Annotated in this window: 22 protein-coding genes and 1 other annotated feature; of the genes, 15 read left to right on the forward strand and 7 right to left on the reverse strand. The window is 59.8% G+C overall.

Annotation, left to right across the window (positions count from 1 at the left end; all coding sequences use genetic code 11):
• Both rnd and ACUTJJ_RS15225 read right to left on the reverse strand, forming a co-directional pair.
• The coding region (gene rnd / locus ACUTJJ_RS15220) for a ribonuclease D (RefSeq protein WP_445542688.1) at window positions 1–733 on the reverse strand (733 nt) is incomplete at its 3' end.
• An 82-nt stretch (window positions 734–815) separates the two neighbouring features.
• Window positions 816–2,087, reverse strand: a complete 1,272-nt coding sequence (locus ACUTJJ_RS15225) for an MFS transporter (RefSeq protein WP_445542689.1) — start codon at window positions 2,085–2,087, stop codon at window positions 816–818.
• A 191-nt stretch (window positions 2,088–2,278) separates the two neighbouring features.
• On the opposite strand from ACUTJJ_RS15225, the gene aspS reads away from it, so the two are divergent.
• The 3 genes from aspS to ACUTJJ_RS15240 all read left to right on the forward strand — a co-directional run bounded on the left by aspS (window position 2,279) and on the right by ACUTJJ_RS15240 (window position 6,258).
• Complete coding sequence (gene aspS, locus ACUTJJ_RS15230; RefSeq protein WP_004441151.1) at window positions 2,279–4,066, forward strand: aspartate--tRNA ligase; 1,788 nt, start codon at window positions 2,279–2,281, stop codon at window positions 4,064–4,066.
• A 2-nt stretch (window positions 4,067–4,068) separates the two neighbouring features.
• Entirely contained in the window at window positions 4,069–4,545 is a 477-nt protein-coding gene (locus tag ACUTJJ_RS15235) for an FUSC family protein (RefSeq protein WP_296071013.1), read from the forward strand.
• 101 nt (window positions 4,546–4,646) lie between these two features.
• Window positions 4,647–4,702: a sequence feature (sul1 is cis-regulatory element that is thought to sense ions involved in sulfur or methionine metabolism; They are found in Alphaproteobacteria), on the forward strand.
• A 74-nt stretch (window positions 4,703–4,776) separates the two neighbouring features.
• Window positions 4,777–6,258 carry a SulP family inorganic anion transporter gene (locus ACUTJJ_RS15240; protein ID WP_445542690.1) on the forward strand — a complete coding sequence of 494 codons (1,482 nt, stop codon included), beginning with the start codon at window positions 4,777–4,779 and terminating at the stop codon, window positions 6,256–6,258.
• Window positions 6,259–6,302: 44 nt separating this feature from the next.
• Here the strand turns inward: ACUTJJ_RS15240 and ACUTJJ_RS15245 are convergent, their stop codons facing one another.
• Entirely contained in the window at window positions 6,303–7,493 is a 1,191-nt protein-coding gene (locus ACUTJJ_RS15245; protein ID WP_404493760.1) for a hypothetical protein, read from the reverse strand.
• A gap of 229 nt (window positions 7,494–7,722) precedes the next feature.
• Between ACUTJJ_RS15245 and parC the strand changes: the two genes are divergently transcribed.
• Window positions 7,723–9,975, forward strand: a complete 2,253-nt coding sequence (parC, locus tag ACUTJJ_RS15250) for a DNA topoisomerase IV subunit A (protein ID WP_063951361.1) — start codon at window positions 7,723–7,725, stop codon at window positions 9,973–9,975.
• 75 nt (window positions 9,976–10,050) lie between these two features.
• Here parC and ACUTJJ_RS15255 read toward each other — a convergent pair whose 3' ends face one another.
• The 4 genes from ACUTJJ_RS15255 to hemB form a co-directional block, all read right to left on the reverse strand.
• Window positions 10,051–10,293, reverse strand: a complete 243-nt coding sequence (locus tag ACUTJJ_RS15255; RefSeq protein WP_445542691.1) for an AbrB/MazE/SpoVT family DNA-binding domain-containing protein — start codon at window positions 10,291–10,293, stop codon at window positions 10,051–10,053.
• Between the two features lie 59 nt (window positions 10,294–10,352).
• Window positions 10,353–11,111, reverse strand: a complete 759-nt coding sequence (locus ACUTJJ_RS15260) for an arginyltransferase (RefSeq protein WP_445542692.1) — start codon at window positions 11,109–11,111, stop codon at window positions 10,353–10,355.
• Window positions 11,112–11,288: 177 nt separating this feature from the next.
• Window positions 11,289–11,747, reverse strand: a complete 459-nt coding sequence (locus tag ACUTJJ_RS15265; RefSeq protein WP_063951357.1) for an RDD family protein — start codon at window positions 11,745–11,747, stop codon at window positions 11,289–11,291.
• 97 nt (window positions 11,748–11,844) lie between these two features.
• On the reverse strand, window positions 11,845–12,858 hold the full coding sequence (gene hemB, locus ACUTJJ_RS15270) for a porphobilinogen synthase (protein WP_445542693.1): 1,014 nt from the start codon (window positions 12,856–12,858) through the stop codon (window positions 11,845–11,847).
• Between the two features lie 174 nt (window positions 12,859–13,032).
• On the opposite strand from hemB, the gene ACUTJJ_RS15275 reads away from it, so the two are divergent.
• The 11 genes from ACUTJJ_RS15275 (at window position 13,033) to ACUTJJ_RS15325 (ending at window position 23,124) form a co-directional block, all read left to right on the forward strand.
• A complete protein-coding gene (locus tag ACUTJJ_RS15275; protein WP_063951355.1) occupies window positions 13,033–13,470 on the forward strand; it encodes a DUF6163 family protein in 438 nt (145 codons plus the stop codon).
• A gap of 234 nt (window positions 13,471–13,704) precedes the next feature.
• Window positions 13,705–14,214, forward strand: a complete 510-nt coding sequence (gene ldtR / locus ACUTJJ_RS15280) for a transcriptional regulator LdtR (RefSeq protein WP_445542704.1) — start codon at window positions 13,705–13,707, stop codon at window positions 14,212–14,214.
• Window positions 14,215–14,590: 376 nt separating this feature from the next.
• Window positions 14,591–15,922, forward strand: a complete 1,332-nt coding sequence (locus ACUTJJ_RS15285; RefSeq protein WP_063951299.1) for a L,D-transpeptidase family protein — start codon at window positions 14,591–14,593, stop codon at window positions 15,920–15,922.
• Window positions 15,923–16,312: 390 nt separating this feature from the next.
• Window positions 16,313–17,602, forward strand: coding sequence for a serine hydroxymethyltransferase (gene glyA, locus ACUTJJ_RS15290; RefSeq protein ID WP_063951298.1), 1,290 nt, complete (start codon window positions 16,313–16,315; stop codon window positions 17,600–17,602).
• Between the two features lie 12 nt (window positions 17,603–17,614).
• Window positions 17,615–18,094, forward strand: coding sequence for a transcriptional regulator NrdR (nrdR, locus tag ACUTJJ_RS15295; RefSeq protein ID WP_063951297.1), 480 nt, complete (start codon window positions 17,615–17,617; stop codon window positions 18,092–18,094).
• Window positions 18,095–18,096: 2 nt separating this feature from the next.
• Window positions 18,097–19,230: a bifunctional diaminohydroxyphosphoribosylaminopyrimidine deaminase/5-amino-6-(5-phosphoribosylamino)uracil reductase RibD gene (ribD, locus tag ACUTJJ_RS15300; protein ID WP_445542694.1), complete on the forward strand. Its 1,134-nt coding sequence runs from the start codon at window positions 18,097–18,099 to the stop codon at window positions 19,228–19,230.
• The gene (locus ACUTJJ_RS15305; protein WP_144574874.1) at window positions 19,230–19,841 is read left to right on the forward strand and encodes a riboflavin synthase; all 612 of its coding nucleotides are present in this window, start codon (window positions 19,230–19,232) and stop codon (window positions 19,839–19,841) included. The genes ribD and ACUTJJ_RS15305 overlap by 1 nt, the downstream gene beginning before the upstream one ends.
• 293 nt (window positions 19,842–20,134) lie before the next feature.
• Window positions 20,135–20,767 (forward strand): LysE family translocator, encoded by a 633-nt coding sequence (locus tag ACUTJJ_RS15310; RefSeq protein ID WP_445542695.1) that lies wholly within the window; start codon window positions 20,135–20,137, stop codon window positions 20,765–20,767.
• Between the two features lie 130 nt (window positions 20,768–20,897).
• A complete protein-coding gene (locus tag ACUTJJ_RS15315; protein WP_445542696.1) occupies window positions 20,898–21,377 on the forward strand; it encodes a 6,7-dimethyl-8-ribityllumazine synthase in 480 nt (159 codons plus the stop codon).
• Between the two features lie 4 nt (window positions 21,378–21,381).
• A complete protein-coding gene (gene nusB, locus ACUTJJ_RS15320; protein ID WP_013635887.1) occupies window positions 21,382–21,879 on the forward strand; it encodes a transcription antitermination factor NusB in 498 nt (165 codons plus the stop codon).
• 21 nt (window positions 21,880–21,900) lie between these two features.
• Entirely contained in the window at window positions 21,901–23,124 is a 1,224-nt protein-coding gene (locus tag ACUTJJ_RS15325; RefSeq protein ID WP_445542697.1) for an MFS transporter, read from the forward strand.
• Window positions 23,125–23,326 lie beyond the last annotated feature (202 nt).

A 23,326-nucleotide genomic window follows, 5' to 3' on the forward strand; every position in this document is an offset into this window, starting at 1 on the left:
GCGCAATTTCGAAGATCGCATCGTCCTTCAGCACGCGCGAACGTGGTACGTTGCGGGAGCGCGCCTCCCGCTCGCGCCAGGCGGCGACGAATTTGAGGATAGCGAGTTCCGTCGGCTTGCGAAGGCGCGATTTCAGCCGCAGCCATGCATCGTCAGGATGCATGTCATAGGTGTCGCGCGATTCCAGAATGTCCATCTCTTCGGTCAGCCACAGCGAGCGGCCTTCACGCTCCAGCTGCGCCTTCAGCGCCAGATAGACGTCGCGCAGATGGGTGACGTCGGCCAATGCATAATCCAACTGTTTTTCGGTCAGCGGACGGCGGCTCCAGTCGGTAAAACGCGAGGATTTGTCGATCTGCACATTCTTGATCTTCTGGACCAGCTGGTCGTAGGAGATCGAATCGCCGAAACCGCAGACCATGGCGGCGACCTGCGTATCGAAGATCGGATGCGGAATGAGGCCGCCAAGATGGTAGATGATCTCGATATCCTGCCTTGCGGCATGGAAAACCTTCACGACATTTGGATTGGCCATCAGTTCGAACATCGGGGTCAGATCGATGCCCTTGGCCAGCGGATCGACCAGCACCTCGAGCGTCGGGCTCGCCATCTGCACGAGGCACAGCTCCGGCCAGAAGGTGGTTTCCCGCAAAAATTCGGTGTCGATGGTAATGAATTCCGATTTCGCCAGTTCCGTGCAGGCTTCGGCGAGGGCGGCAGTCGTTTCAATCATTGCAAATGGCCACTCGTGAAAATTATCCGTCTTACTTTCCCTTTGCCGGGCGCATGTCAATACAAAGCCAGCTTTTCAAGGCTCATGGATCGTTTTTCTCGGGCGGATCAGGCTCCAATCCATTTTTTTTGGGTGGCGCGGGTGCGGCGAGCTTCTGGAAATAGGCCGAGGTGCGCAACAGCGAACTGAACCGCCAGTTCCTCTCCTCAACGGGAACGCCTTCACGCACCTGTAGCCGGTATATGGTATAGGCGATGAAAACGATTTGGATCGCCGCGGTATAGCCGAACAGCGCCTTCGGGCCGAAATGATCGATCAGGACGGAGGCGAGAAGCGGCCCCACGGTTGCCCCGACCGACCAGAAGAACAGCAGCCCCGCCGACATCATCGCGTGCTCGCCTTCCCTGGCGTGGTCGTTGCCATGCGCCGAACTCAGCGAATAAAGCGGCAGGGCAAACGCGCCGAAGATGAAAACGCCAATAATGTTGCTCCATTCATCCGTGCCGGCGAAGAAGGCGAGAAACAGCCCGACGATGACAGAGGCCGCCGTGGTGGCGAGAATGATGATGCGCCGGTCGTAACGGTCGGAATAAACGCCGAGCGGATATTGCAGCACGACTCCGCCGATAATGCCCGCACTCATGAAGGTGGCGATGGCAGTGACCGAAAAGCCAATCTGCTCGGCGTAGATCGGCCCGATATTGCGGAAAGCCGCCATGCTGAGGCCGACCGCCACGCAACCAACGACGGCAAGCGGAGAAATGCGCCACACGGCAAAAAGGTCGAAGGGAATCTGCTTCGGCGGGGCAGGGTTGGACTTGTCGGCAAGCGAGATCGGCACCAGCGACAGCACGAGTGCTATCGCGATCAGCGAAAACACAACCGGCCCCTCGACACCCATCACGGCTATGACATATTGCGCCAGCGTCACGGAGCCGAGATCGACGAAACGATAGATGGAAAGCGTGCGCGCGCGATTGGAATTCGTCACCTGCGCATTGATCCAGCTTTCGATGGCCGCAAAAAGACAGGCGACGGCGATGCCGATGACGAAACGCATCAGCATCCAGAATAGCGGGTGGATGATGAGCGGCATGGCGATCGAAGCGGCCGAGGCGACCGCCGCCATGGTCGCGAATGTTCTGATATGGCCGATCTTGCGCAGAAGCCGCGTCACCGAAATGCAGCCAAGTGCGAATCCGATGCTGTAGGCGGCGCTGATGACGCCGATGGTGCTGGCGGAAAAACCTTCGGAGATGCCGCGCAGGGCAATATAGGTTCCCTGCAGGCCGTTTCCGCCGATCAGGATGCCGGCGGTGATGAGAAGCGGGATGAGAGGTCTGATCTGGCTCATTGCGGGCCGACTCGGTTTGGCGGGCTGAATAAGCACTATCTAAAGCCAAGGCGGGGGAAAGGACAGGCTGAAGGCGACATTGTTGCGCTTTGCCTTGACAAATCGGGCTGGCCATGCGCTTTTCCGGCAAATTTCGACAGTGCCGCCCATCTGGCCTCCAACGGGCCCACGACACGTTCCAGGATAAAAAAATGCATCGTTACCGCAGCCACACCTGTGCCGCTCTCCGCAAGTCCGACGTCGGCGAAACCGTTCGCCTTTCCGGTTGGGTTCACCGCGTGCGAGATCATGGCGGCGTTCTCTTCATCGACCTTCGCGACCATTACGGCATCACCCAGGTGGTTGCCGATCCTGACAGCCCGGCGTTCAAGGTTGCGGAAACCGTGCGCGGCGAATGGGTCATCCGCATCGACGGCCTCGTCAAGGCGCGTTCGGAAGACACCGTCAACAAGGGCATGGCGACCGGCGAGATCGAACTTTACGCCCAGGAGATCGAGGTTCTCGGCGTCGCCAAGGAACTGCCGCTGCCGGTCTTCGGCGAGCCTGACTATCCTGAAGACGTCCGCCTGAAGTACCGCTTCCTCGACCTGCGCCGCGAAACGCTGCACAAGAACATCGTCAAGCGCACGCAGATCATCTCCGCCATGCGCACCGGCATGGCCGATGCCGGCTTTGCCGAATATACGACGCCAATCCTCACGGCCTCCTCGCCGGAAGGCGCGCGCGACTTCCTCGTGCCGTCGCGTATTCATGAGGGCAAGTTCTTCGCGCTGCCGCAGGCGCCGCAGCAGTACAAGCAGCTTCTGATGGTGGCCGGTTTCGACCGCTATTTCCAGATCGCGCCGTGCTTCCGCGACGAAGACCCGCGCGCCGACCGCCTGCCGGGCGAATTCTACCAGCTCGATGTCGAAATGAGCTTCGTGACCCAGGAAGATGTCTGGACCACGATGGAGCCGATGATGACGGCCGTCTTCGAAAAGTTTGCCGAAGGTAAGCCTGTAACCAAAGAGTGGCCGCGCATCCCCTACGACGAGGCGATCCGCAAATACGGCTCCGACAAGCCGGACCTGCGCAATCCGATCGTCATGCAGGCCGTGACCGAGCATTTCGATGGTTCGGGATTCAAGGTCTTCGCGAACATGATTGCGTCCAACCCCAAGGTTCAGGTCTGGGCAATCCCGGCCAAGACCGGTGGTTCGCGTGCTTTCTGTGACCGCATGAACGCCTGGGCCCAGTCTCAGGGCCAGCCTGGCCTTGGTTACATCTTCTGGAAGGAAGAGGACGGCAAGGTCGGCGGTTCAGGCCCGCTCGCCAAGAACATTGGCGAGGAACGCACCGAGGCGCTGCGCCAGCAGCTCGGCCTCGAGGCAGGGGATGCCTGCTTCTTCGTCGCCGGTGATCCCGCCAAGTTCTACAAGTTTGCAGGTGAGGCACGCACCCGCGCTGCCGACGAGCTGAACCTGATCGACCGCGACCGTTTCGAAATGTGCTGGATCGTCGACTTCCCCTTCTTCGAATACAACGAAGAAGAAAAGAAGATCGATTTCGCCCACAACCCCTTCTCCATGCCGCAGGGTGGTCTGGAGGCGCTGGAAGGGCAGGATCCGCTCTCCATCAAGGCCTTCCAGTATGACGCCGTCTGTAACGGCTTCGAAATCGCCTCCGGCTCGATCCGTAACCAGTCGCCGGAGTTGATGGTCAAGGCTTTCGAGAAGGTTGGGCTGTCGCAGACCGACGTTGAAGAGCGCTTCGGCGGTCTCTACCGTGCCTTCCAGTACGGCGCGCCTCCGCATGGCGGCTGCGCGTTCGGTATCGACCGTGTGGTCATGCTGCTGGTCGGTGCGAAGAACCTGCGCGAAATCACGCTGTTCCCGATGAACCAGCAGGCGCAGGACCTTCTGATGAACGCGCCGTCGCCGGCAACGCCGACGCAGCTCCGCGAACTGGCGCTGCGCGTCGTTCCGTCGAAGAAAGACTGATCGTGTTGAAGACGCTGCTCGACCGTGTTCGCGCAGCCTTCACCCGTGCATTGGCGGCCGCACTTGCGGCCGCTTTTGCGTTCTGGATTGCACGTGAATGGCTTGGCCACAGCCAGCCGGTTTTCGCCGCGATCAGCGCGCTGATCTGTCTCTCTCCCGGCATTCCAAGCCACGTCCGTCAGGGACTAGGGCTGATGGTTGGCGTCACCATCGGAATCCTCGTGGGGGAGGTGGCACTTCTCGTCCCGCATGATTTCGCTGAAATCCGGCTCGCCTCGGCGACCTTCATCGCCATGATCCTCGCCACCACCTTCGGTCTGCCGGCAGTCGTGCCGATTCAGGCGGGGGCCTCGGCCATGCTGGTTCTCCTCATGGGGCCGCAGGTTGCCGGCTTTGTCCGCTTCGTCGACGTGATCGTGGGTGTCGCGACCGGTGTCACCGTAGCGCTGGTCTTCTTTCGCGAACGGCTGAAGCTCTAGCGGTCTTGCGCGAAGCGGCCTGAGGCATACGATTGCCGACATCGAAAGCGGGAGCGCAACTTGCGGCTCGCTTTTTTGCTGTTTATAGGTGAATTACTCACCACGGACCCGGTGAAATCCCGGGTGGCTCTTCTGGCCGCCGATCCGCCAGACAACGCAAAGCACCGACCTTTCATTTCAATCTACCGGACATGGCTCCGGCCGGTGCGTCATTCTTTGCGAAAAAATCAGATGAACAAATTTCAAACTTACAGACGTGAGTGGTTTTGCAATATTCGCGGCGATCTCCTTTCCGGCATCGTCGTGGCACTCGCCCTCATTCCCGAAGCCATCGGCTTTTCCGTCATCGCCGGGGTCGATCCGAAGGTGGGGTTGTTCGCCTCCTTTGCGATCGCATGCGTTTCCGCCTTCACCGGCGGCAGACCGGGCATGATCTCGGCGGCAACCGCCGCCACGGCCGTCCTGATGGTCACGCTCGTCAAGGAACACGGGCTGCAATATCTCTTCGCCGCCACCATCCTCATGGGCGTGCTGCAAATTCTGGCGGGCCTTGTAAAACTCGGCCGGGTGATGCGCTTCGTCTCGCGTTCGGTCATGACCGGCTTCGTCAATGCGCTGGCGATCCTGATCTTCATGGCGCAATTGCCGGAACTGATCGGCGTCCCGGTCGAAACCTATGTCATGATCGCGGCCGGTCTTGCGATCATCTATCTCTTCCCGCTGGTCACCAAAATCGTGCCTTCGCCGCTGGTCGCCATCATCGTTCTCACCTGTGTCGCCGTCTTCTCCGGCATGGATATCCGCACGGTCGGCAATCTCGGTGAATTACCCTCCACGCTGCCGATATTCGCCCTGCCACAGGTACCACTGACCTTCGAGACGCTGCAGATCATCTTTCCCTATTCCGTGGCGCTCGCCGCCGTCGGTCTGTTGGAATCGCTGCTGACGGCGCAGATCGTCGACGACATGACGGATACGGGCAGCAACAAGAGCCGGGAATGCATCGGGCAGGGAACGAGCAATATCGCCTCCGCCCTCATCGGCGGCATGGGCGGCTGCGCCATGATCGGCCAGTCCGTCATCAATGTCAGTTCGGGCGGTCGTGGCCGCTTGTCTACCTTCGTCGCGGGCGCGTTCCTGCTGTTCCTCATACTGGTGCTGGATGATCTCGTGCGTATCATTCCCATGGCCGCGCTGGTGGCGGTGATGATCATGGTCTCCATCGGCACATTCTCGTGGCGCTCCATCCTCGATCTGCGCCGCAACCCGCCATCCTCCAGCATCGTCATGCTGGTCACGGTCGGCACGGTGCTTGCGACCCACGATCTCGCAAAGGGCGTGCTGGCCGGCGTCCTTCTCTCCGGCGTGTTCTTCGCGGGCAAGGTGTCGAAACTCTTCCATGTCCGGCCGGAGCTTTCGGCCGATGGCCGGGAGCGGATCTATCGCGTCGATGGTCAGATTTTCTTCGCCTCGACGGAAAGCTTCATTGCCGCTTTCGATTTCTCCGAAGAGGTTGAGGCGGTGACAATCGATGTCACGCAGGCGCATCTGTGGGACATTTCCGCGGTCGGCGCTCTGGACAAGGTGGTGCTGAAATTTCGCAAGGCCGGCAGGCGGGTCGAGGTGATCGGCGTCAACGAGGCAAGCGCCCACATGATCGACCGCTTCGCCCTGCACGATAAACAGGATGGCGCCGCCGCGCCGCTGCACTGAGCGCAAAAGAAAAGCCCCGGTGCAATGACCGGGGCTTCCTTGTCTTATTCGTTTGCCGTCACCGTCACGCCGAGCATTTTCGGCAGGGTGTTCGGCGCGCCCATGGCGGCGCCCATGATCATGGGGAAGGGGACCGGCTTCTCCGGCGCTGCCGTGATCGAGAAGTTCTTCGGATCGTCGATATAGGTGTTGATCGCCGCCGACACCATGTTCTGCAATTCGGGAACGTTGAGCGAGGCCATCATGATCGGCGCCATGCCCTTGATCGTCTGGGCGAGCTGGTCGCTGGTCATTCCCTGCTGGGTTGCTGCATAGTCAATCGCGCGCTTGGTGATGCTGGCATCTTCAAAGCTGATCTCGGCGTTGACGAAAGAGAGCTGCTGCATCAGGCCGAGCATGGCAAGGCTCGCGGCCTGGTCTGCCTGTTCCTTGTTAGGATTGGCAGCCTGCGCCTTCACCGTTTCCTGCATCGACTTGATGAAGGCGAGCGTATAGCCGGAGAAACCGAACGACATGTTCAGACGGCCGACATCATCGAGGTCGATGGCATATTCCTCGACATCAACAGTGCCGGAAGCCACTTCCCAGCTGCCGCTCATGGTCATGTCGCCGGAAAGCGCCTGCAGCTTCAGCTTCTCGATGGCATCCTTGGTGGCGGGATCGGTGACGTCGCTGAGGTCGGCCTTGAAGCCGGAGGCGTCAAGGTCGAAGCCGATCGAATTCTTGTCGTCGCTGACCGACATCGTTGCGCTGGTTTCCTCGAGCGAGAAGGCCTGCTTGCCGTCGACGGACACGGAAATCGGGCCGCTATGGGCTTCGTCGTAGAACATCAGCGCATCGACCGTGCCGGTGGTGGCATCAGCGGGGATGACGAGGCCGGACATGTAGATGTCGCTGGCCTTGATCTCGACCTTGTCCTGCTTGTAGTCGATGTTGTCGAAACGGGCGTTCTTGATCTTGTAGCCGCCGTTGTTTTCCTCGACGCCATCAAGCGTGATGTTGCCAACCGGGATTTTCTTGGCCGGGTCGGCAACGGCGCTGAGGGTCACGTCGTTCAGCGTTACCGTCGAGCCGTTGACGGCAACGGTACCGGCCGCGATCTGACCGCCCTGGGCAGCGTAAGCGGCATTGATCTTCTTCAGCACGTCGCCACCATCCAGCGCGAAGGCCGGCGCGGATAGGGCGAGAAGCGCGGCGCTCGCAAAAAGAACCTGCCGGGTGGATTTCAGTCTCATGATGTTTCTTCCCTCAACGTACGGCTGCAAGCCGTGCCTCAATGCTTATGGTGATACTTATATTCGCTGATATTCAAAGGTCTAGGGTATTTAGATCGATTCCCATGACGGCGGCATTGCGGCATTTGGAGCGCGGTTAACAAAAAACCGAATGGCAGGGGTGATTTCATCCACAGCCGCGACCCCTGTGTTTCTTGCCGGGAATCGCCATTTCCGCTAGTCAAGCACCATGGGAAAAAATCTTGTACCTCCGTCCGGCGGAGACGATAATATTCATCCGGTCGATTTGAAGGCAGCGCTGGAAGAGCGCTACCTCGCTTACGCCTTGTCCACGATCATGCATCGTGCGCTGCCGGATGTTCGCGACGGCCTGAAGCCGGTCCACCGCCGTATTGTCTATGCCATGAGCGAAATGGGCCTGAGGCCCAATTCCGCCTTCCGCAAATGCGCGAAGATCGTCGGTGAGGTGATGGGTAACTACCACCCCCACGGCGACCAGGCGATCTATGATGCGCTGGCGCGTCTGGCGCAGGATTTCTCTCTGCGTTATCCGCTGGTCGACGGACAGGGCAACTTCGGTAACATCGACGGTGACAGTCCTGCCGCCATGCGTTACACCGAAAGCAAGATGACGGCGGTGGCCGAGCTTCTGCTCGAGGGTATCGGTGAGGATGCGGTCGATTTCCGCGACACCTACGACGAATCCAATTCCGAGCCGGTTGTTCTGCCCGGCGCGTTTCCGAACCTGCTGGCGAATGGCGCTTCCGGCATCGCTGTCGGCATGGCGACTTCGATCCCGCCGCACAACGCACACGAACTATGTGACGCGGCGCTGTACCTCATCAAGCATCCCGATGCGCCGGTTGAAAAGCTGGTCGAGTTCATTCCCGGTCCCGACCTGCCGACCGGCGGCGTGATCGTCGAAAGCCGCGAGAATATTCTCGATGCCTACAAGACCGGCCGCGGTGGGTTCCGCGTGCGCGCCAAATGGGAAACGGAAGATCTGGGCCGCGGCGGTTATCAGATCGTCATCACCGAAATTCCGTTCCAGGTGCAGAAATCGCGGTTGATCGAGAAGATCGCCGAATTGCTGATCGCGCGCAAGCTGCCGCTGCTTGAAGATGTCAGAGACGAATCCGCCGAAGATGTGCGTATCGTGCTGGTTCCGAAGAGCCGCACCGTCGATGCGACGTTGTTGATGGAATCGCTCTTCCGTCTCTCCGACCTCGAAAGCCGCCTGCCGCTCAACATGAACGTGCTGTCGCTCGGCAAGGTGCCGAAGGTAATGGCGCTGAACGAGGTGCTGACCGAGTGGCTGGCGCATCGCAAGGACGTGCTGGTCCGCCGTTCCCGCCATCGCCTTGCCGCGATCGACCGCAGGCTGGAGATTCTGGGCGGCCTGCTCATCGCCTATCTCAATCTCGACGAGGTGATCCGCATCATCCGCGAGGAGGATGAGCCGAAACAGGTGATGATGGCGAAATGGTCGCTGACGGACTTGCAGGCTGAATCCATCCTCAATATGCGGCTGCGCAATCTGCGCAAGCTCGAGGAATTCGAAATCCGCAAGGAATTCGACGAACTGACGAATGAGAAGGCCGAGATCGAAGCGCTGATCGCTTCTGATGACAAGCAGTGGCAGACTATCGCCTGGGAGATCGGCGAGGTCAAAAAGAAATACGCGAAGGCGACCGAACTCGGTCGCCGCCGCACGCAGTTTGCGGATGCGCCGGATGCCGATATCGAGGCCATACAGCAGGCGATGATCGAGAAGGAACCGGTCACCATCGTCATTTCGCAGAAGGGCTGGATCCGGGCGCTGAAGGGACATATGTCCGACACCTCATCGCTCACCTTCAAGGAAGGAGACGGCCCGAAACTGGCTTTCCCGGCGCAGACCACGGACAAGCTCTTGCTGCTGACGACTGGCGGCAAGGCCTATACGCTCGGCGCCGACAAGCTGCCGGGTGGTCGTGGTCATGGCGAGCCGATCCGCATTATGGTCGATATGGAAAACGATCAGGATATCCTGACCGCCTTCGTGCATGATCCCTCACGCAAGCTGCTGTTGGTCTCCACCGCCGGCAACGGTTTCATCGTCGCAGAAAGCGAAATGGTCGCGAATACCCGCAAGGGCAAGCAGATCATGAACGTATCCATGCCTGACGAAGCGAAGCTCGCGGTTCCCGTTAGCGGCGACCACGTCGCTGTGGTCGGAGAAAACCGCAAGCTCCTGGCATTCCCGCTGGCGCAGGTCCCGGAAATGTCGCGCGGCAAGGGCGTGCGTCTGCAGCGCTACAAGGACGGTGGCGTCGTGGATGTGAAATGTTTCGCGCTCGCCGACGGCCTCAGCTGGTCCGACACGGCCGGGCGTATTTTCACCAAGGTTGGCGAAGAACTGCGCGAATGGCTCGCCGACCGCGCAACAGCGGGCCGCACCGTGCCGAAGGGCTTTCCGCGCAGCGGGAAATTTGGTGGGTGAGGATTCACATGCCGCTCCGGCTTAGCCTGGGGCGGTTCAAGCCTCTTGCTTATCGCGACAGGACCAATGGAGACGTCATGACTCGGCAAGCGCCTTTAGGGCAACATGATATTTGCGCATCGCATGCCGAGCAGATTCTAACTGACGATTGAAGTCGTCTGTCGCTTGTTCGCTTGCGCTGTGAGCTCGTAACTCAAGCAGATCACCATCACAATGCATGTTGAGCAAGTCGCCTGCCTGCCACCCCAGTCGTTCGATAATTTGCTTGGGGATGACAAGACCAGTATCTTCACCGATCGTGATTAAATTTATCTTCATGAAAATACTCCTTATCAAATGGAGTGCATCATAATATATCTGCTAAGTTTTGCGAACAATTACTTTTCTTCCGGCGTATAAATCTCCCACCCGCGCGGCGTCAGATGCTCCTGCGGGTGGTAGCGGGTCTTGTAGCCCATCTTCTCCGAGCCATCGACCCAATAGCCGAGATAGACGTGAGGCAGGCCGAGCGCGCGGGTGCGGGTGATGTGATCGATGATCATGTAGGTCCCAAGCGAGCGCTTTTCGAGTTCCGGGTTGAAGAACGAATAGACCATCGACAGGCCGTCGCTCATCACGTCACTGAGCGCCACGGCCAGCAACTCACCGCGTTTGCTGGAATCAATGCCAGAGCCGGGTTCGCGGACGCGATATTCGATGATGCGAGTGTTCACATGCGTGTCTTCCACCATGATCGCGTAATCGAGGGCAGACATGTCGGACATGCCGCCGGACTGGTGGCGGTGGTCGAGGTAGCGGCGAAACAGGGCGAACTGTTCGGTGGAGGGTTCGGCCGCATGAACGGTGGCGACGACATCCTTGTTGGCGGCGAGAACGCGTCGCATCGATTTCGTCGGCTGGAACTGCTCGGTGAGGATGCGAACGGAGACGCAGGCGCGGCAGGTCTCACAGGCGGGTCGATAGGCGATGTTCTGCGAGCGCCTGAAGCCGCCCTGGGTCAGCAAGTCATTCATTTCAGCGGCGCGCGGGCCAACGAGATGGGTGAAGACCTTCCGCTCCATCTGGTTCGGCAGATAGGGGCATGTGGCCGGCGCCGTAAGATAGAATTGGGGAGAGGGCGTCGCCTGCGTGTTCATCGAACCGTGATCGCCTCCTGCGTCTGTTATAAAGCGCCCCCGTGACTTCACGGAGATGGCGGCGGCGCTTCAAGCGACATGCATAATGTCACAGAATGGCAAAATGACGGAAAACGTCAACTGCGGGATGAGCTATTCGGCACACGGAAAGCCGGGTTTGCGCGGCTTTCCGCTAAATTAGCGCGTTCTGACGATAACGGTGCCGAGCAGGAAGTCGTGAACAAGGCGTGAGCGCTCCGTAAACAGGCCCGCCAGCAGGATGAACGGCGTCAAAACCGAGTTGATGATCCAGAAAAGCACAATGTGCACCGTGGACATCAGAAAATCGATTCGCTGACCATCCATGCGCGCCATCGCAATTCCCACGGCGCGCATGCCTGGGGTGGCCTGCGAGGGACCGCCAAGCGTCATGCCGAAATAAAGCACGGCGACAATGACGAACAGCGCCGGGTAGAGAAAGAAGCCGAGCCCAAGCGTGATGATGCCGAGAAAAAAAACGATCACGGCAGCCGGGATGCACAAGAGGAGAACGATCGCGTAATCGATCAGGAACGCGAAAACCCGCCGGCTCAGGACGCCGCTATAGGCGCGCCAGTCATCCGGTGCGGCATAGGTGGGGTTCTGGTCGAGGCTCATCGGTCGTTTTCTCCTGAGACGGCATGACAGCGCGGCATGAGTGCCGTGTCAGCAGACAATATGGGAAACAAACGACCGAATACAATAAGTGGATGCCTCAGCTCTTGGCCAGTTTGCGTGCGGCTTCGATGGCGAAATAGGTAAGAATGCCATCACAGCCCGCACGCTTGAAACAGAGAAGCGTTTCCATCATCACGCGTTCGCCGTCGATCCAGCCATTCATGGCGGCTGCCTTGATCTGGGTATATTCGCCGGAGACCTGATAGGCGAATGTCGGCAGGCCGAAATTCTCCTTCAGCCGCCAGCAGATATCGAGATAGGGCAGGCCGGGCTTGACCATCAGCATATCGGCGCCTTCCTCCACGTCGAGCGCTGCGTCGCGGATCGCCTCCATGCCATTGGCAGGGCTGATGTAATAGCTGTTCTTGTCACCCTTCAGCAGGCCAGCGGTGGAGATCGCCTCGCGATAGGGGCCGTAATAGCCCGACGAGAATTTCGTCGCATAGGCCATGATGCCGATATTCTGGTGCCCGGCCGCATCCAGACCGCGACGAATGGCGCCGATGCGGCCATCCATCATCTCCGATGGGGATATAATGTCCGAACCGGCTTCCGCCTGAAGGATCGCCGCCCTGACGACCTGATCCACGGTCTCGTCGTTGACGATCTCGTCGCCGCGCAGGATGCCGTCATGGCCATGGCTGGTGAAGGGGTCGAGCGCGACATCGGTGATCATGCCGATATTGGGGACGGCTTTTTTGACCGCAAGCGTCGCCTGATTGATCAGATTGTTTGCTTCGAGCGCGTTGGAGCCGGTCTCGTCGCGCAGCTCCATCTCGATATTCGGGAAGGTGGCGATGGCGGGAATGCCAAGGTCGGCCGCTTCCTTCGCTGCCTCCACCAGCTTATCGACGCTCATGCGGTTGACGCCTGGCATGGCCGGGATCGGCTCAAGAATATTGGTGCCCGGCACGACGAACACCGGCCAGATGAGATCGTCAACGGTCAGGCGGTTTTCCTGCACCAGACGGCGCGTCCAATCCGCTTTGCGATTGCGCCGCATGCGGCGATGGCCGGTGATCTCGTCGACCAGATGCGTTTTGTCCTGCATGTGAGAATGTCCTTCGATCAGATTTCGAAAGCTGCATAGCATGAAGCGCCCGCCATGCGAATGCGACAATCTACCCTGTCTAAACTACCGCTCCGGCGCGGCGGCTTTGACAAGCGTGGCGGCGGGTTTCAATATGGACTGGTCGCACGCTCATCGAGACCGTATCTTCCGGCCATGGAACCTGATTCTCAACCTCTGCCGAAGCGCCCGCTTTCCGAAATCCTGTTTCTGGTCTTCATGAGACTGGTCGCCGTGTCCTGTTTCTGGTTCGGCCTGCAATATTGGGCGATGCTGACAGGCTATTCGCTGGGCGGCCATGGGCGCTTCGATATGTTGAATCTTCCCTGGCGTGTGGCAGGCAGTGCGCTCGCGGTCATTTTCCCGGTAGCCGCCCTCGGTCTCTGGCTCGGCGCCTCCTGGGGCGCCGTCATGTGGGTCATGGGGGCAGGGACACAGATCGCCATGTATAAGGTGTGGCCGCATATCTTCGGCGCCAACACGCTGGTGCCTGTCATGCATGGTCTTGTGGCAACAATTTATATACTATTCCTGGTCGCTTTCTGGCTGGATCAGCGCCAGAATGAAGAGCGCGCAAGAATTGATTTACCATAAGAATAAAGCAATTCGGCCGGGTTTCAGGCGGATTTTTGTCTGTAAGTCGTTGATTTATATGAGCCGATATCTACCCGGTCCCGCTTCGCCACAAGTTGGGGCCTGCGGACAAAATGCCGGTAACCATTCGTTAATCGTAGCTTTTAAGTAGAATTTTATGCGCATTGATTAGGTTCTCACTCAAGGCGGGAGACAAACAAACACACCGCCAAACAAAACAGTGAGGCAGTCATGATCAATAACAAAGTTAAGCCCCAGGCCGTTGTTGCCGATGCACATGAAGATACCATCCGCTCGCTCTACATGGAGTCGCTGCATCTGGTGGAACGCCTCCACCGCCGTCTCCTCGATGTCATCAAGGACGAATTCGACCGTCAGGGTCGCGATGACGTCAACGCCGTTCAGGCTCTGCTGCTGTTCAACATCGGCAATTCGGAACTGACCGCCGGCGAGCTTCGTTCGCGTGGTTACTACCTCGGCTCGAACGTTTCCTATAACGTCAAGAAGCTGGTCGACCTCGGTCTCATCAACCACCAGCGTTCTCGCGTCGACCGCCGCTCGGTCCGCATCAGCCTGACCGAAAAGGGCCAGGAAATCGCCGAAACGGTCGCCCGCCTTTATGAACGCCACGTTGGCTCCATCGAAAAGGTCGGCGGCATCGGCACCGGCGAGTTCTCTGAAATGAACAAGCTGCTGCAGCGCCTCGATCGCTTCTGGAACGACTCGATCGCTTACCGTCTCTAATTCGCGACGATCCACTCTTCAGGCCGGGGGCATTCGCATGCTCCCGGCTTTCAGGATTCCGGCGGCTGACGTCGTCCGATCGGGGCTGTCAAGCAAGAGCCCAAATCTCTCTCATCGCCCTGTATTTCAGGCGAACACAGCTTCGTGAGAACGGCCCCGTGACACGAATCGGCCATATTGATATGGGAGGCGCAAAGGCATAGGAGCCGGCTGTTTCTCCTGTTGTTGCGGCAAGTGTTCGACTGTAATGCCAGACACCAGCGCCCTGATCATGGCGTATCGAGTATTACCGGCCGGCAGGCGCGTTATACGTGTTTGTTAATCATATTGGTTTAGGCATTGTTCAGAATGCCTGAGAGAGTGGCTGGTAGGTAGAATGACAAAAAAACCCGTTTCCGAATCCGTATCGCGCCGCACGCTGCTGCGTTCGGCCGTTTCCGTTGGTGTTGCAGCACTTGCTGCGCCGGCTCTTGCGCAGAACGCGCTGAACGATCTCATGGGCTCGTCGCGCCGTGGCAACTGGGATGACCAGTTTGATGCCAATACCTCGCGTTCGGCCGTGGGTGTCGTCTCCAACAATCCGGTTCTCGGCCGCGAAGCCCCTGTCTACATGCAGCAGGCGATCATGCAATATCAGCAGATCGTGCAGAATGGCGGTTGGCCGGAAGTGCCGGTATCCCAGCAGCGTCTGCAGATCGGCGTCTCCGATCCCTCCGTTCAGGCGCTACGCCAGCGTCTGATGGTATCGGGCGACCTGCCGCGTGAAGCCGGCATTTCCAGCGCCTTCGACTCCTATGTCGATGGCGCGCTGAAGCGTTTCCAGGCCCGTCACGGCCTTCCGGCTGATGGCGTCAGCGGCGAATACACCACCAAGGCGCTCAATGTGTCCGCGCAGATCCGTCTGGCGCAGCTGCAGACCAACCTCGTGCGCATTCAGTCCATGTCCGGAGACCTCGGTCAGCGTCACCTGATGGTGAATATTCCGGCCGCCGCTATCGAAGCCGTTGAAAACGAACGCGTCGTCCTGCGCAACACGGCCGTTGTCGGCCGCGCCAGCCGTCCCACGCACGTTATCAATTCCAAGATTTACGAGGTTATCCTCAATCCCTACTGGACCGCGCCGCGCTCGATCGTCGAAAAGGACATTGTGCCGCTGATGCAGAAGGACCCGACTTATCTGGAGCGGAACAACATCCGCCTCATCGACGGCAAGGGACAGGAAGTCTCGCCGACCACGGTCGACTGGTTCGCACCGAAGGCGCCGAACCTGATGTTCCGCCAGGACCCCGGCAAAATCAACGCCATGTCCTCGACGAAGATCAACTTCCACAATCCGAACAACGAATACATGCACGACACGCCGCAGCAGGGCCTGTTCAACAAGCTGATGCGTTTCGAGTCCTCCGGTTGCGTTCGCGTGCAGAACGTGCGCGACCTGACGTCGTGGCTGCTGCGCGACACGCCCGGCTGGTCGCGCCAGGAAATGGAACGCGTCATCGCCTCGCGCGTCAACACGCCGATCAAGCTCGCACAGGAAGTGCCCGTCTACTTCGTCTATATCACCGCATGGTCGGCGAAGGACGGCGTGGTTCAGTTCCGCGACGATATCTACGGCAAGGACGGCAATGCAGAACTGGCGCTGAACACGACGGCGGGCATGGAACAGCCGGCTGGTGCCGTGGACGACGATCTGCTGCCGCGCAACTGATCGGGCTTTGCTGTTAGTTTCTTACCGCGAATGAAGGCCGCGCTTCGCCGGGTGCGGCGTAGCCCTCATACGCCGTCACCCGGACCTGATCTCGGGGGCAGTGCGATCAAGTCCTTGATCGCGAGAGAGTCCTTTCACGGCGCAGACGCGCCGTGGCTGGATGCCGGATCCAGTCCGGCATGACGGGAGGAAAGCTTGTCGCCTTTCCTCACAAGTCTGATCCTCTCCGCTACGTGCGGCTTTTTCTCCTCTCGCCGCTACTTTAAAAAAAACAACTGCCACTTTTCGTCGCGACGTCGCAGTTTGACGGGCAAATCTCGCTGCTCGTATTGCTCTTGTCGGGGCAGGGCGCTAAGACCCCATCGCATTACTGTTTCAGGAGCCCTCATCATGTCGAACACAGATGCTTTCTTCTCTCGCCCGCTTGCCGAAGCCGATCCGGATATTTTCGGCGCGATCGAGAAGGAACTGGGTCGCCAGCGCCACGAGATCGAACTGATTGCCTCGGAAAACATCGTGTCCCGCGCCGTGCTTGAAGCGCAGGGTTCGATCATGACCAACAAATATGCCGAGGGTTATCCGGGCAAACGTTATTACGGCGGCTGCCAGTTCGTCGACATCGCTGAAGAGCTCGCGATCGAGCGCGCAAAGAAGCTGTTCGGCGTCAACTTCGCCAACGTTCAGCCAAACTCCGGTTCGCAGATGAACCAGGCCGTGTTTCTCGCGCTGCTCCAGCCCGGCGACACCTTTATGGGCCTCGACCTCAACTCGGGTGGTCACCTGACGCATGGTTCCCCGGTCAACATGTCCGGCAAGTGGTTCAATGTCGTGTCCTACGGCGTGCGCGAAGGCGACAACCTGCTCGACATGGACGAAGTGGAACGCAAGGCCAAGGAACATAAGCCGAAGCTCATTCTTGCTGGCGGCACCGCCTATTCCCGTGTCTGGGACTGGAAGCGCTTCCGCGAAATCGCTGATGAAGTCGGCGCTTACCTGATGGTCGATATGGCGCACATCGCCGGTCTCGTCGCCGGTGGCCAGCATCCTTCGCCGTTCCCGCATTGCCATGTTGCGACCACCACCACGCACAAGTCGCTGCGCGGCCCGCGCGGCGGCATGATCCTCACCAACGACGAGGATCTGGCGAAGAAGTTCAACTCCGCCGTCTTCCCTGGCCTCCAGGGCGGCCCGCTGATGCACGTCATCGCCGCCAAGGCTGTTGCCTTCGGTGAAGCGCTGAAGCCGGAGTTCAAGGACTATGCCGCACAGGTCGTCAAGAACGCCAAGGCACTGGCCGAAACCCTGATCGAAGGCGGTCTGGATGTCGTCTCCGGCGGCACTGACAACCACCTGATGCTCGTCGACCTTCGCAAGAAGAACGCGACAGGCAAGCGTGCGGAAGCAGCCCTCGGCCGCGCTTACATCACCTGCAACAAGAACGGCATTCCTTTCGATCCGGAAAAGCCCTTCGTCACCTCGGGTGTCCGTCTCGGCACGCCGGCCGGCACGACGCGCGGTTTCAAGGAAGCGGAATTCCGCGAAATCGGCAAGCTGATCGTCGAGGTTCTCGATGGTCTGAAGGTTGCCAATTCGGATGAAGGCAATGCCTCCGTCGAGGCTGCGGTGCGTGAAAAGGTCGTCGGCCTGACGGACCGTTTCCCGATGTATCCCTACATGTAAGGACAGAAGACGATGCGCTGCCCATTCTGCGGTTCCGAAGACACACAGGTCAAGGACTCGCGTCCGGCGGAGGACAACACCTCCATCCGTCGGCGGCGCATCTGCCCGGATTGCGGCGGCCGCTTTACGACCTATGAGCGCGTGCAACTGCGCGAGCTGATGGTTATCAAGAAAAGCGGCCGCAAGCTGCCCTTCGACCGCGAAAAACTGGTGCGCTCCTTCGAGATCGCGCTGCGCAAGCGACCCGTTGATCGTGACCGGATCGAGCGGGCCGTGTCGGGCATTGCCCGCCGGCTGGAAAGCTCCGGCGAGACGGAAATTCCCTCGGAAGAAATCGGCCTGCAGGTTCTGGAGGCGCTGAAGAGCCTCGATGACGTGGCCTTCGTGCGTTACGCCTCGGTCTATCGCGATTTCAGCCATGCCGAGGATTTCGAGAACGTGATTGCCGAAATCAACGCCAAGATCGCCCGTGATACGGATGGTGGAGTCTAGCCGTGACGAGCCGTGCCGATGACGAAAGGTTCATGGCCCGCGCCATCGAGGTTTCGCTTCGCCACCAGGGCCAGACGCTGACCAACCCCTCTGTCGGTTGTGTTCTCGTCAAGGATGGAAAAATCATCGCCGAAGCCGTGACCGCCATCGGCGGCCGGCCCCATGCCGAACGCCAGGCGCTGGAGCTGGCCGGCGAGGCGGCGCGGGGCGCAACCGCCTATGTCACGCTCGAACCCTGTTCCCACTGGGGCAAAACCCCGCCCTGCGCGAACGCGCTCGTAGAATATGGGGTTGCCCGTGTCGTGGTGGCGGTAGACGATCCGGATGAGCGCGTTTCCGGCCGCGGTTATCAGATATTGCGCGATGCCGGCATTGTCGTGGAAACCGGTCTGCTGCGCGATGAGGGCAAGAGGGCGCTTGCCGGCTACCTCACACGCCAGATGAAAAAACGCCCGCATGTGATTCTGAAGCTTGCGATTTCCGCCGATGGGATGATTGGCCGGGAAGGCGAGGGGCAGGTGGCGATCACCGGTCCCGAGTCTCGCCATGCCGTGCATGAGCTGCGGGCACGCTGCGACTGCATTCTCGTTGGTATCCGCACCGCTATTGCGGATGATCCGGAACTGACGGTGCGCATTGCCGGCATGGAGAGCCGCTCGCCGGTTCGCATCGTGCTGGATCGGCAGTTTGAGTTGCCGCTGACGTCGAAGCTGGTGCGAAGTGCGCGTGAAGTTCCGGTAGTGGTTGCCGCTTTACCCCCCTTTGCCCCATCGATCTCCCCCCTTGTGGGGGAGATGCCCGGCAGGACAGAGGGGGGTAACCCCGACCACCGCCGCCAGCTCCTGACCGACGCCGGCGTCCAGATTCTCGAAGCCCCGTCGCTCGAACACCTTCTCCAAACCCTCGCCGAACGCGGCATGTCGGAACTTCTGGTCGAAGGCGGCGCCTTTGCCGCAAAATCATTCCTTGAAGCTGGATTGGTGGATCGTATCATGTTGTTCGAAAGCCCTGTCGTCATCGGCAAGGGCGGCATTGAAACGCCGCTCAGCCGTGCCGATATCACGGGCGACTATGCTCTGATCAGCGAACCCGCTTACGGGCCGGACCGCTGCTTCTGTTATGAAAGGCCGATTTGATGTTTACCGGAATTGTCACCGACGTTGGAACCGTGTCCGAGCTGGAAGCGCTGCCTGAGGGTGTTCGCCTGCGTGTGGCGACCAATTACGATCCGAAGACCATCGATATGGGCGCATCCATTTCCCACGGCGGCGTTTGCCTGACGGTAACGAAGCTGCCGGAAGACGGTAGCAACGAGCGCTGGTACGAGGTTGAGGCCTGGGAAGAAGCGCTGCGCCTGACCACAATCGCGAGTTGGCAGAAGGGCACGCATGTCAATCTCGAGCGCGCGCTCAAGATCGGCGATGAACTCGGCGGCCACATCGTTTCCGGCCATGTGGACGGCAAGGCGGAAATCCTGTCGGTTGAGCCGGAAGGCGAGGCGGTGCGCATCCGCCTGCGCGCGCCGGAACATCTGGCGAAATTCGTGGCGCCCAAGGGCTCCATCGCACTCGATGGCACCTCGCTCACCGTCAACGCCGTCGATGGCACCGATTTCGACGTTCTCCTGATCCGCCACACGCTTACCGTCACCACCTGGGGTGAACGCCAGCCGGGCGATTTCGTCAATTTTGAAGTCGACACCATGGCGCGCTACGCGGCAAGGCTCGCAGAGTTTCCTTCGGCGTGAGCTGAGGAGGCTTGGCGTTTTATTGTGTTCGCGGACTCTTCCTTCTCCCGTCATTCCGGCCTTGAGCCGGAATCCAGCCAGCCCAAGTCCTTGGGCTGAAAGAACACTTCTCGCCGCGCAGACGCGCGTCGGCTGGATGCCGGATCAAGTCCGGCATGACGGAGGAGGAGCCGCGAGTTTGATCCTATTAGGTGTCGGTCGCCGCCACACTTCCGGTCGAACGTGGAAGGTTTTACAGATATCGCTTGGTCGCCTGAAATCGACTGCTGGCCAAATGAGGTAGGGGAACCATCATGCCGTCCTTTGAGCTGCTCACAGCCTTTTTCATCACCACTGCCCTGTTTGCCTATATTCCCGGCCCGGCCATGCTTTACGCGGCCGCGCAAACCATGGCGCGTGGCCGGTTTGCCGGGCTGATGGCGGTGCTCGGCATTCATGTTGGCTGCTATTTCCACATCTTCGCGGCTGCCGCCGGCCTTTCCGTGCTGTTTCAGGCGGTGCCGTGGCTTTACCTCGCGGTGAAGCTGTGCGGCGCGCTATATCTGGTCTGGCTCGGTTTCTCGATGGTGCGTAGCAAAATGGAAGGCGAGGCGGTCAATCTGACCGTTGAACCGAAATCGGCACGTCGCGCCTTCGTCGACAGCATCATCGTGGATGTGCTCAACCCGAAGACCGCACTGTTTTTTCTTGCCTTTCTGCCGCAATTTGTCGATCCGTCGGCCGCTTTTCCCGTCTGGCTGCAGTTCCTGATCCTCGGCATCGCCGTCAATTTCATTTTCTCCTCCGCCGATCTCGTCGGCGTGCTGCTTGCAGGCGCGATGGTCGGGCGTCTGAAACGATCGAGCACCGCGCAGGCTCTGGCCCGCCGCGCCGCCGGAACGGTGCTGATGGGGCTCGGCGTCCATCTCGCCTTCCAGAAAACCTGATTCACGGGGAGCCGCGTCGGGAGCGCAAAACCGGGCTAAATGCCCGGCAGACGCGGCCTCTTGCGCCGCCGACACATGAAATTACTTGCCAAAAACAGCCAGCCGTGGTTTGACCGCCGCAAAAGCCGGTATGATCCGGCATCAAGCTTTTCAGGAAAATATCATGTCCAAACCCCATCTTCTTATCGTGGAAGCACGTTTCTATGACGATATGGCCGATGCCCTTCTCGAAGGCGCGAAGTTCGCGCTCGATGAAGCTGGCGCCACCTATGACGTCGTCACCGTTCCCGGCGCACTCGAAATCCCGGCCGCCATCGCCATGGCGCTTGACGGCGCCGACAATGACGGCACGGAATATGACGGTTTTGTTGCACTGGGCATGGTCATTCGTGGTGAGACCTATCACTTCGATATCGTCGCCAACGAATCCTCCCGCGCCCTGATGGATCTCGCCGTCAGCGAATCGCTGCCGATCGGCAACGGCATTCTCACCGTCGAGAACGATGAGCAGGCCTGGGCGCGCGTGCGCCGCACCGACAAGGACAAGGGCGGTTTCGCCGCCCGCGCGGCGCTGACCATGATCGAGCTGAAAAAGAAACTGGGTGGTTGAACGCATGTCGGATGTTGAAAACGGCGGTGAACCGCGCCAGCCTTCGGTAAAGCCCGCCAACCAGCGCGGCGCGGCCCGCCTTGCGGCCGTGCAGGCGCTGTACCAGATGGATGTCGGCGGAACCGGCGTTATGGAAGTGGTTGCCGAATATGAGGCACACCGACTCGGCCAGGAAGTCGATGGCGACACCTACCTTAAGGCAGATCCGTCGTGGTTCCGTTCGATCGTCTCGGGCGTCGTGCGCGACCAGACGAAGATCGACCCGCTGGTGCGCTCCGCCCTTCTGGAAGACTGGCCGCTGTCGCGTCTCGATGCCACCGTGCGCGCCATTCTACGTGCCGGCGCCTTTGAAATTCTCGAGCGCAAGGACGTACCGGTCGCCGTCATCGTGACCGAATATGTCGAAATCGCCCGTGCTTTCTTCGAGCACGACGAGCCGAAGCTGGTGAATGCGGTTCTGGACCGCATCGCCAAGCAGGTGCGCGGCGAGGCAAAACGCTAAAATACGTGAGATGAGGAAGACATGAGCGCCGTTTCCGTCCCCGGACTTGAAGTTCAACTGGGCGAGGCGAAGCGCAACGTCTTCCTTCTTACCATGGCGCAGGCGATCATGGGATCGGCCGCGCCGATGAGCTTTTCGGTCGGCGCGCTTGCCGGCTATCAGCTGCTTGGCGCTGACAAGTCGCTGGCGACTGCGCCCTTGACAGGCTTCAACATCGGCGTCGCGCTCGGCGCGATCTGCGTGGCGGCCGCATCCCGCTTCCTCGGTCGCAAGGCGGGCTTCATGGTCGGTGCGCTGATGTGCTCCATCGGCGGCGGCATTGCCGCGGTCGCTCTCTTTCGCTCCGATTTCTGGCTGTTTGCGCTTGGCCTGCTGTTGATCGGCATTTCCGGCGGCTTTACCCAGAAAATCCGATTTGCCGCCGCCGATGCTTCGCCCTCCTTCTACAAGCCGAAGGCGATCTCCTGGATTCTGGCAGGCGGCATCATCTCCGCCATTGTCGGGCCGCAGCTGGCCATCGTCGGCAAGGACCTTCTGGCTCCGGTCACCTTCGCCGGTGCTTTCATCGCCCTCGTGCCGCTTGGTCTGGTTGCAATCGCCATTCTGGCCTTTCTGAAATTACCCGACCCAAAAACCGCCGCGACACATGCCGAGGCGGCAAGGCCGCTGTCGGAAATCGTGCGCACCCAGCGTTTCATCACCGGCATGATCTGCGGCATCGGCTCTTACGCGCTGATGACCTTCATGATGACCGGCGCACCGCTCGCCATGGTCGTCGGCTGCGGTTTCCCGACCGAACTCGCCACGCTCGGCATCCAGTGGCATGTGCTTGCCATGTTCGGCCCAAGCTTCTTCACGGGCATGCTGATCTCCAGGTTCGGTGCGGAAAAGATCGTCGCTTCCGGCCTCCTTATTCTGATGGCCTGCGCCATCGTCGCCCATATGGGCATCGAATTGTGGAACTTCTGGGCGGCGCTCATCCTGCTTGGCCTTGGCTGGAACTTCGGCTTCATTGGCGCGACCGCCATCATCACGTCCAGCTACCGCCCGCATGAGGCGGACAAGGTGCAGGGCTTCCACGATATCGTGCTGTTCGGCACGGTAGCGCTGTCGTCCTTTTCATCGGGCAAGGTTTTCACGGCCTGGGGCTGGTCGGTCATGAACCTCGTTATCTGGCCGGTTGCCGGCCTTTGCCTCCTGCTCGTCCTCTCACTCATCCTCACCAAGCAGAAAAAAGCCGCCTGAGTCGCGCGCCGCGCGCTACCCCTTTCAAGTTTCAGGCAAATTTGTGGGCTTGACGCGACACCTTTCGCCAACGCAATCTCGGCACTGAGGACATTTTTCCTTGGGAGGGGAACAAATGCCCAATCGGGGGACTTCGGACACGCCGTCCATCCCCCTCTGCACAAGGTTTCGCCGCGCCGGGGAGGGAGTGAGACCCGGCCTT

This window comes from Agrobacterium sp. DKPNP3 (genome assembly GCF_052686535.1).

Bases quoted from the DNA above. Each gene is read 5' to 3' on its own strand.
- glyA (WP_063951298.1), top strand. From the start codon at position 16,313: ATGTCGAACACAGATGCTTTCTTCTCTCGCCCGCTTGCCGAAGCCGAT.
- ACUTJJ_RS15285 (WP_063951299.1), top strand. From the start codon at position 14,591: ATGACAAAAAAACCCGTTTCCGAATCCGTATCGCGCCGCACGCTGCTG.
- ACUTJJ_RS15255 (WP_445542691.1), bottom strand. From the start codon at position 10,293: ATGAAGATAAATTTAATCACGATCGGTGAAGATACTGGTCTTGTCATC.
- parC (WP_063951361.1), top strand. From the start codon at position 7,723: ATGGGAAAAAATCTTGTACCTCCGTCCGGCGGAGACGATAATATTCAT.
- ACUTJJ_RS15310 (WP_445542695.1), top strand. From the start codon at position 20,135: ATGCCGTCCTTTGAGCTGCTCACAGCCTTTTTCATCACCACTGCCCTG.
- ACUTJJ_RS15315 (WP_445542696.1), top strand. From the start codon at position 20,898: ATGATCCGGCATCAAGCTTTTCAGGAAAATATCATGTCCAAACCCCAT.
- ACUTJJ_RS15225 (WP_445542689.1), bottom strand. From the start codon at position 2,087: ATGAGCCAGATCAGACCTCTCATCCCGCTTCTCATCACCGCCGGCATC.
- ACUTJJ_RS15305 (WP_144574874.1), top strand. From the start codon at position 19,230: ATGTTTACCGGAATTGTCACCGACGTTGGAACCGTGTCCGAGCTGGAA.
- hemB (WP_445542693.1), bottom strand. From the start codon at position 12,858: ATGCAGGACAAAACGCATCTGGTCGACGAGATCACCGGCCATCGCCGC.
- ACUTJJ_RS15260 (WP_445542692.1), bottom strand. From the start codon at position 11,111: ATGAACACGCAGGCGACGCCCTCTCCCCAATTCTATCTTACGGCGCCG.
- ACUTJJ_RS15275 (WP_063951355.1), top strand. From the start codon at position 13,033: ATGGAACCTGATTCTCAACCTCTGCCGAAGCGCCCGCTTTCCGAAATC.
- aspS (WP_004441151.1), top strand. From the start codon at position 2,279: ATGCATCGTTACCGCAGCCACACCTGTGCCGCTCTCCGCAAGTCCGAC.
- ACUTJJ_RS15240 (WP_445542690.1), top strand. From the start codon at position 4,777: ATGAACAAATTTCAAACTTACAGACGTGAGTGGTTTTGCAATATTCGC.
- nrdR (WP_063951297.1), top strand. From the start codon at position 17,615: ATGCGCTGCCCATTCTGCGGTTCCGAAGACACACAGGTCAAGGACTCG.
- ACUTJJ_RS15245 (WP_404493760.1), bottom strand. From the start codon at position 7,493: ATGAGACTGAAATCCACCCGGCAGGTTCTTTTTGCGAGCGCCGCGCTT.
- nusB (WP_013635887.1), top strand. From the start codon at position 21,382: ATGTCGGATGTTGAAAACGGCGGTGAACCGCGCCAGCCTTCGGTAAAG.
- ACUTJJ_RS15325 (WP_445542697.1), top strand. From the start codon at position 21,901: ATGAGCGCCGTTTCCGTCCCCGGACTTGAAGTTCAACTGGGCGAGGCG.
- ACUTJJ_RS15265 (WP_063951357.1), bottom strand. From the start codon at position 11,747: ATGAGCCTCGACCAGAACCCCACCTATGCCGCACCGGATGACTGGCGC.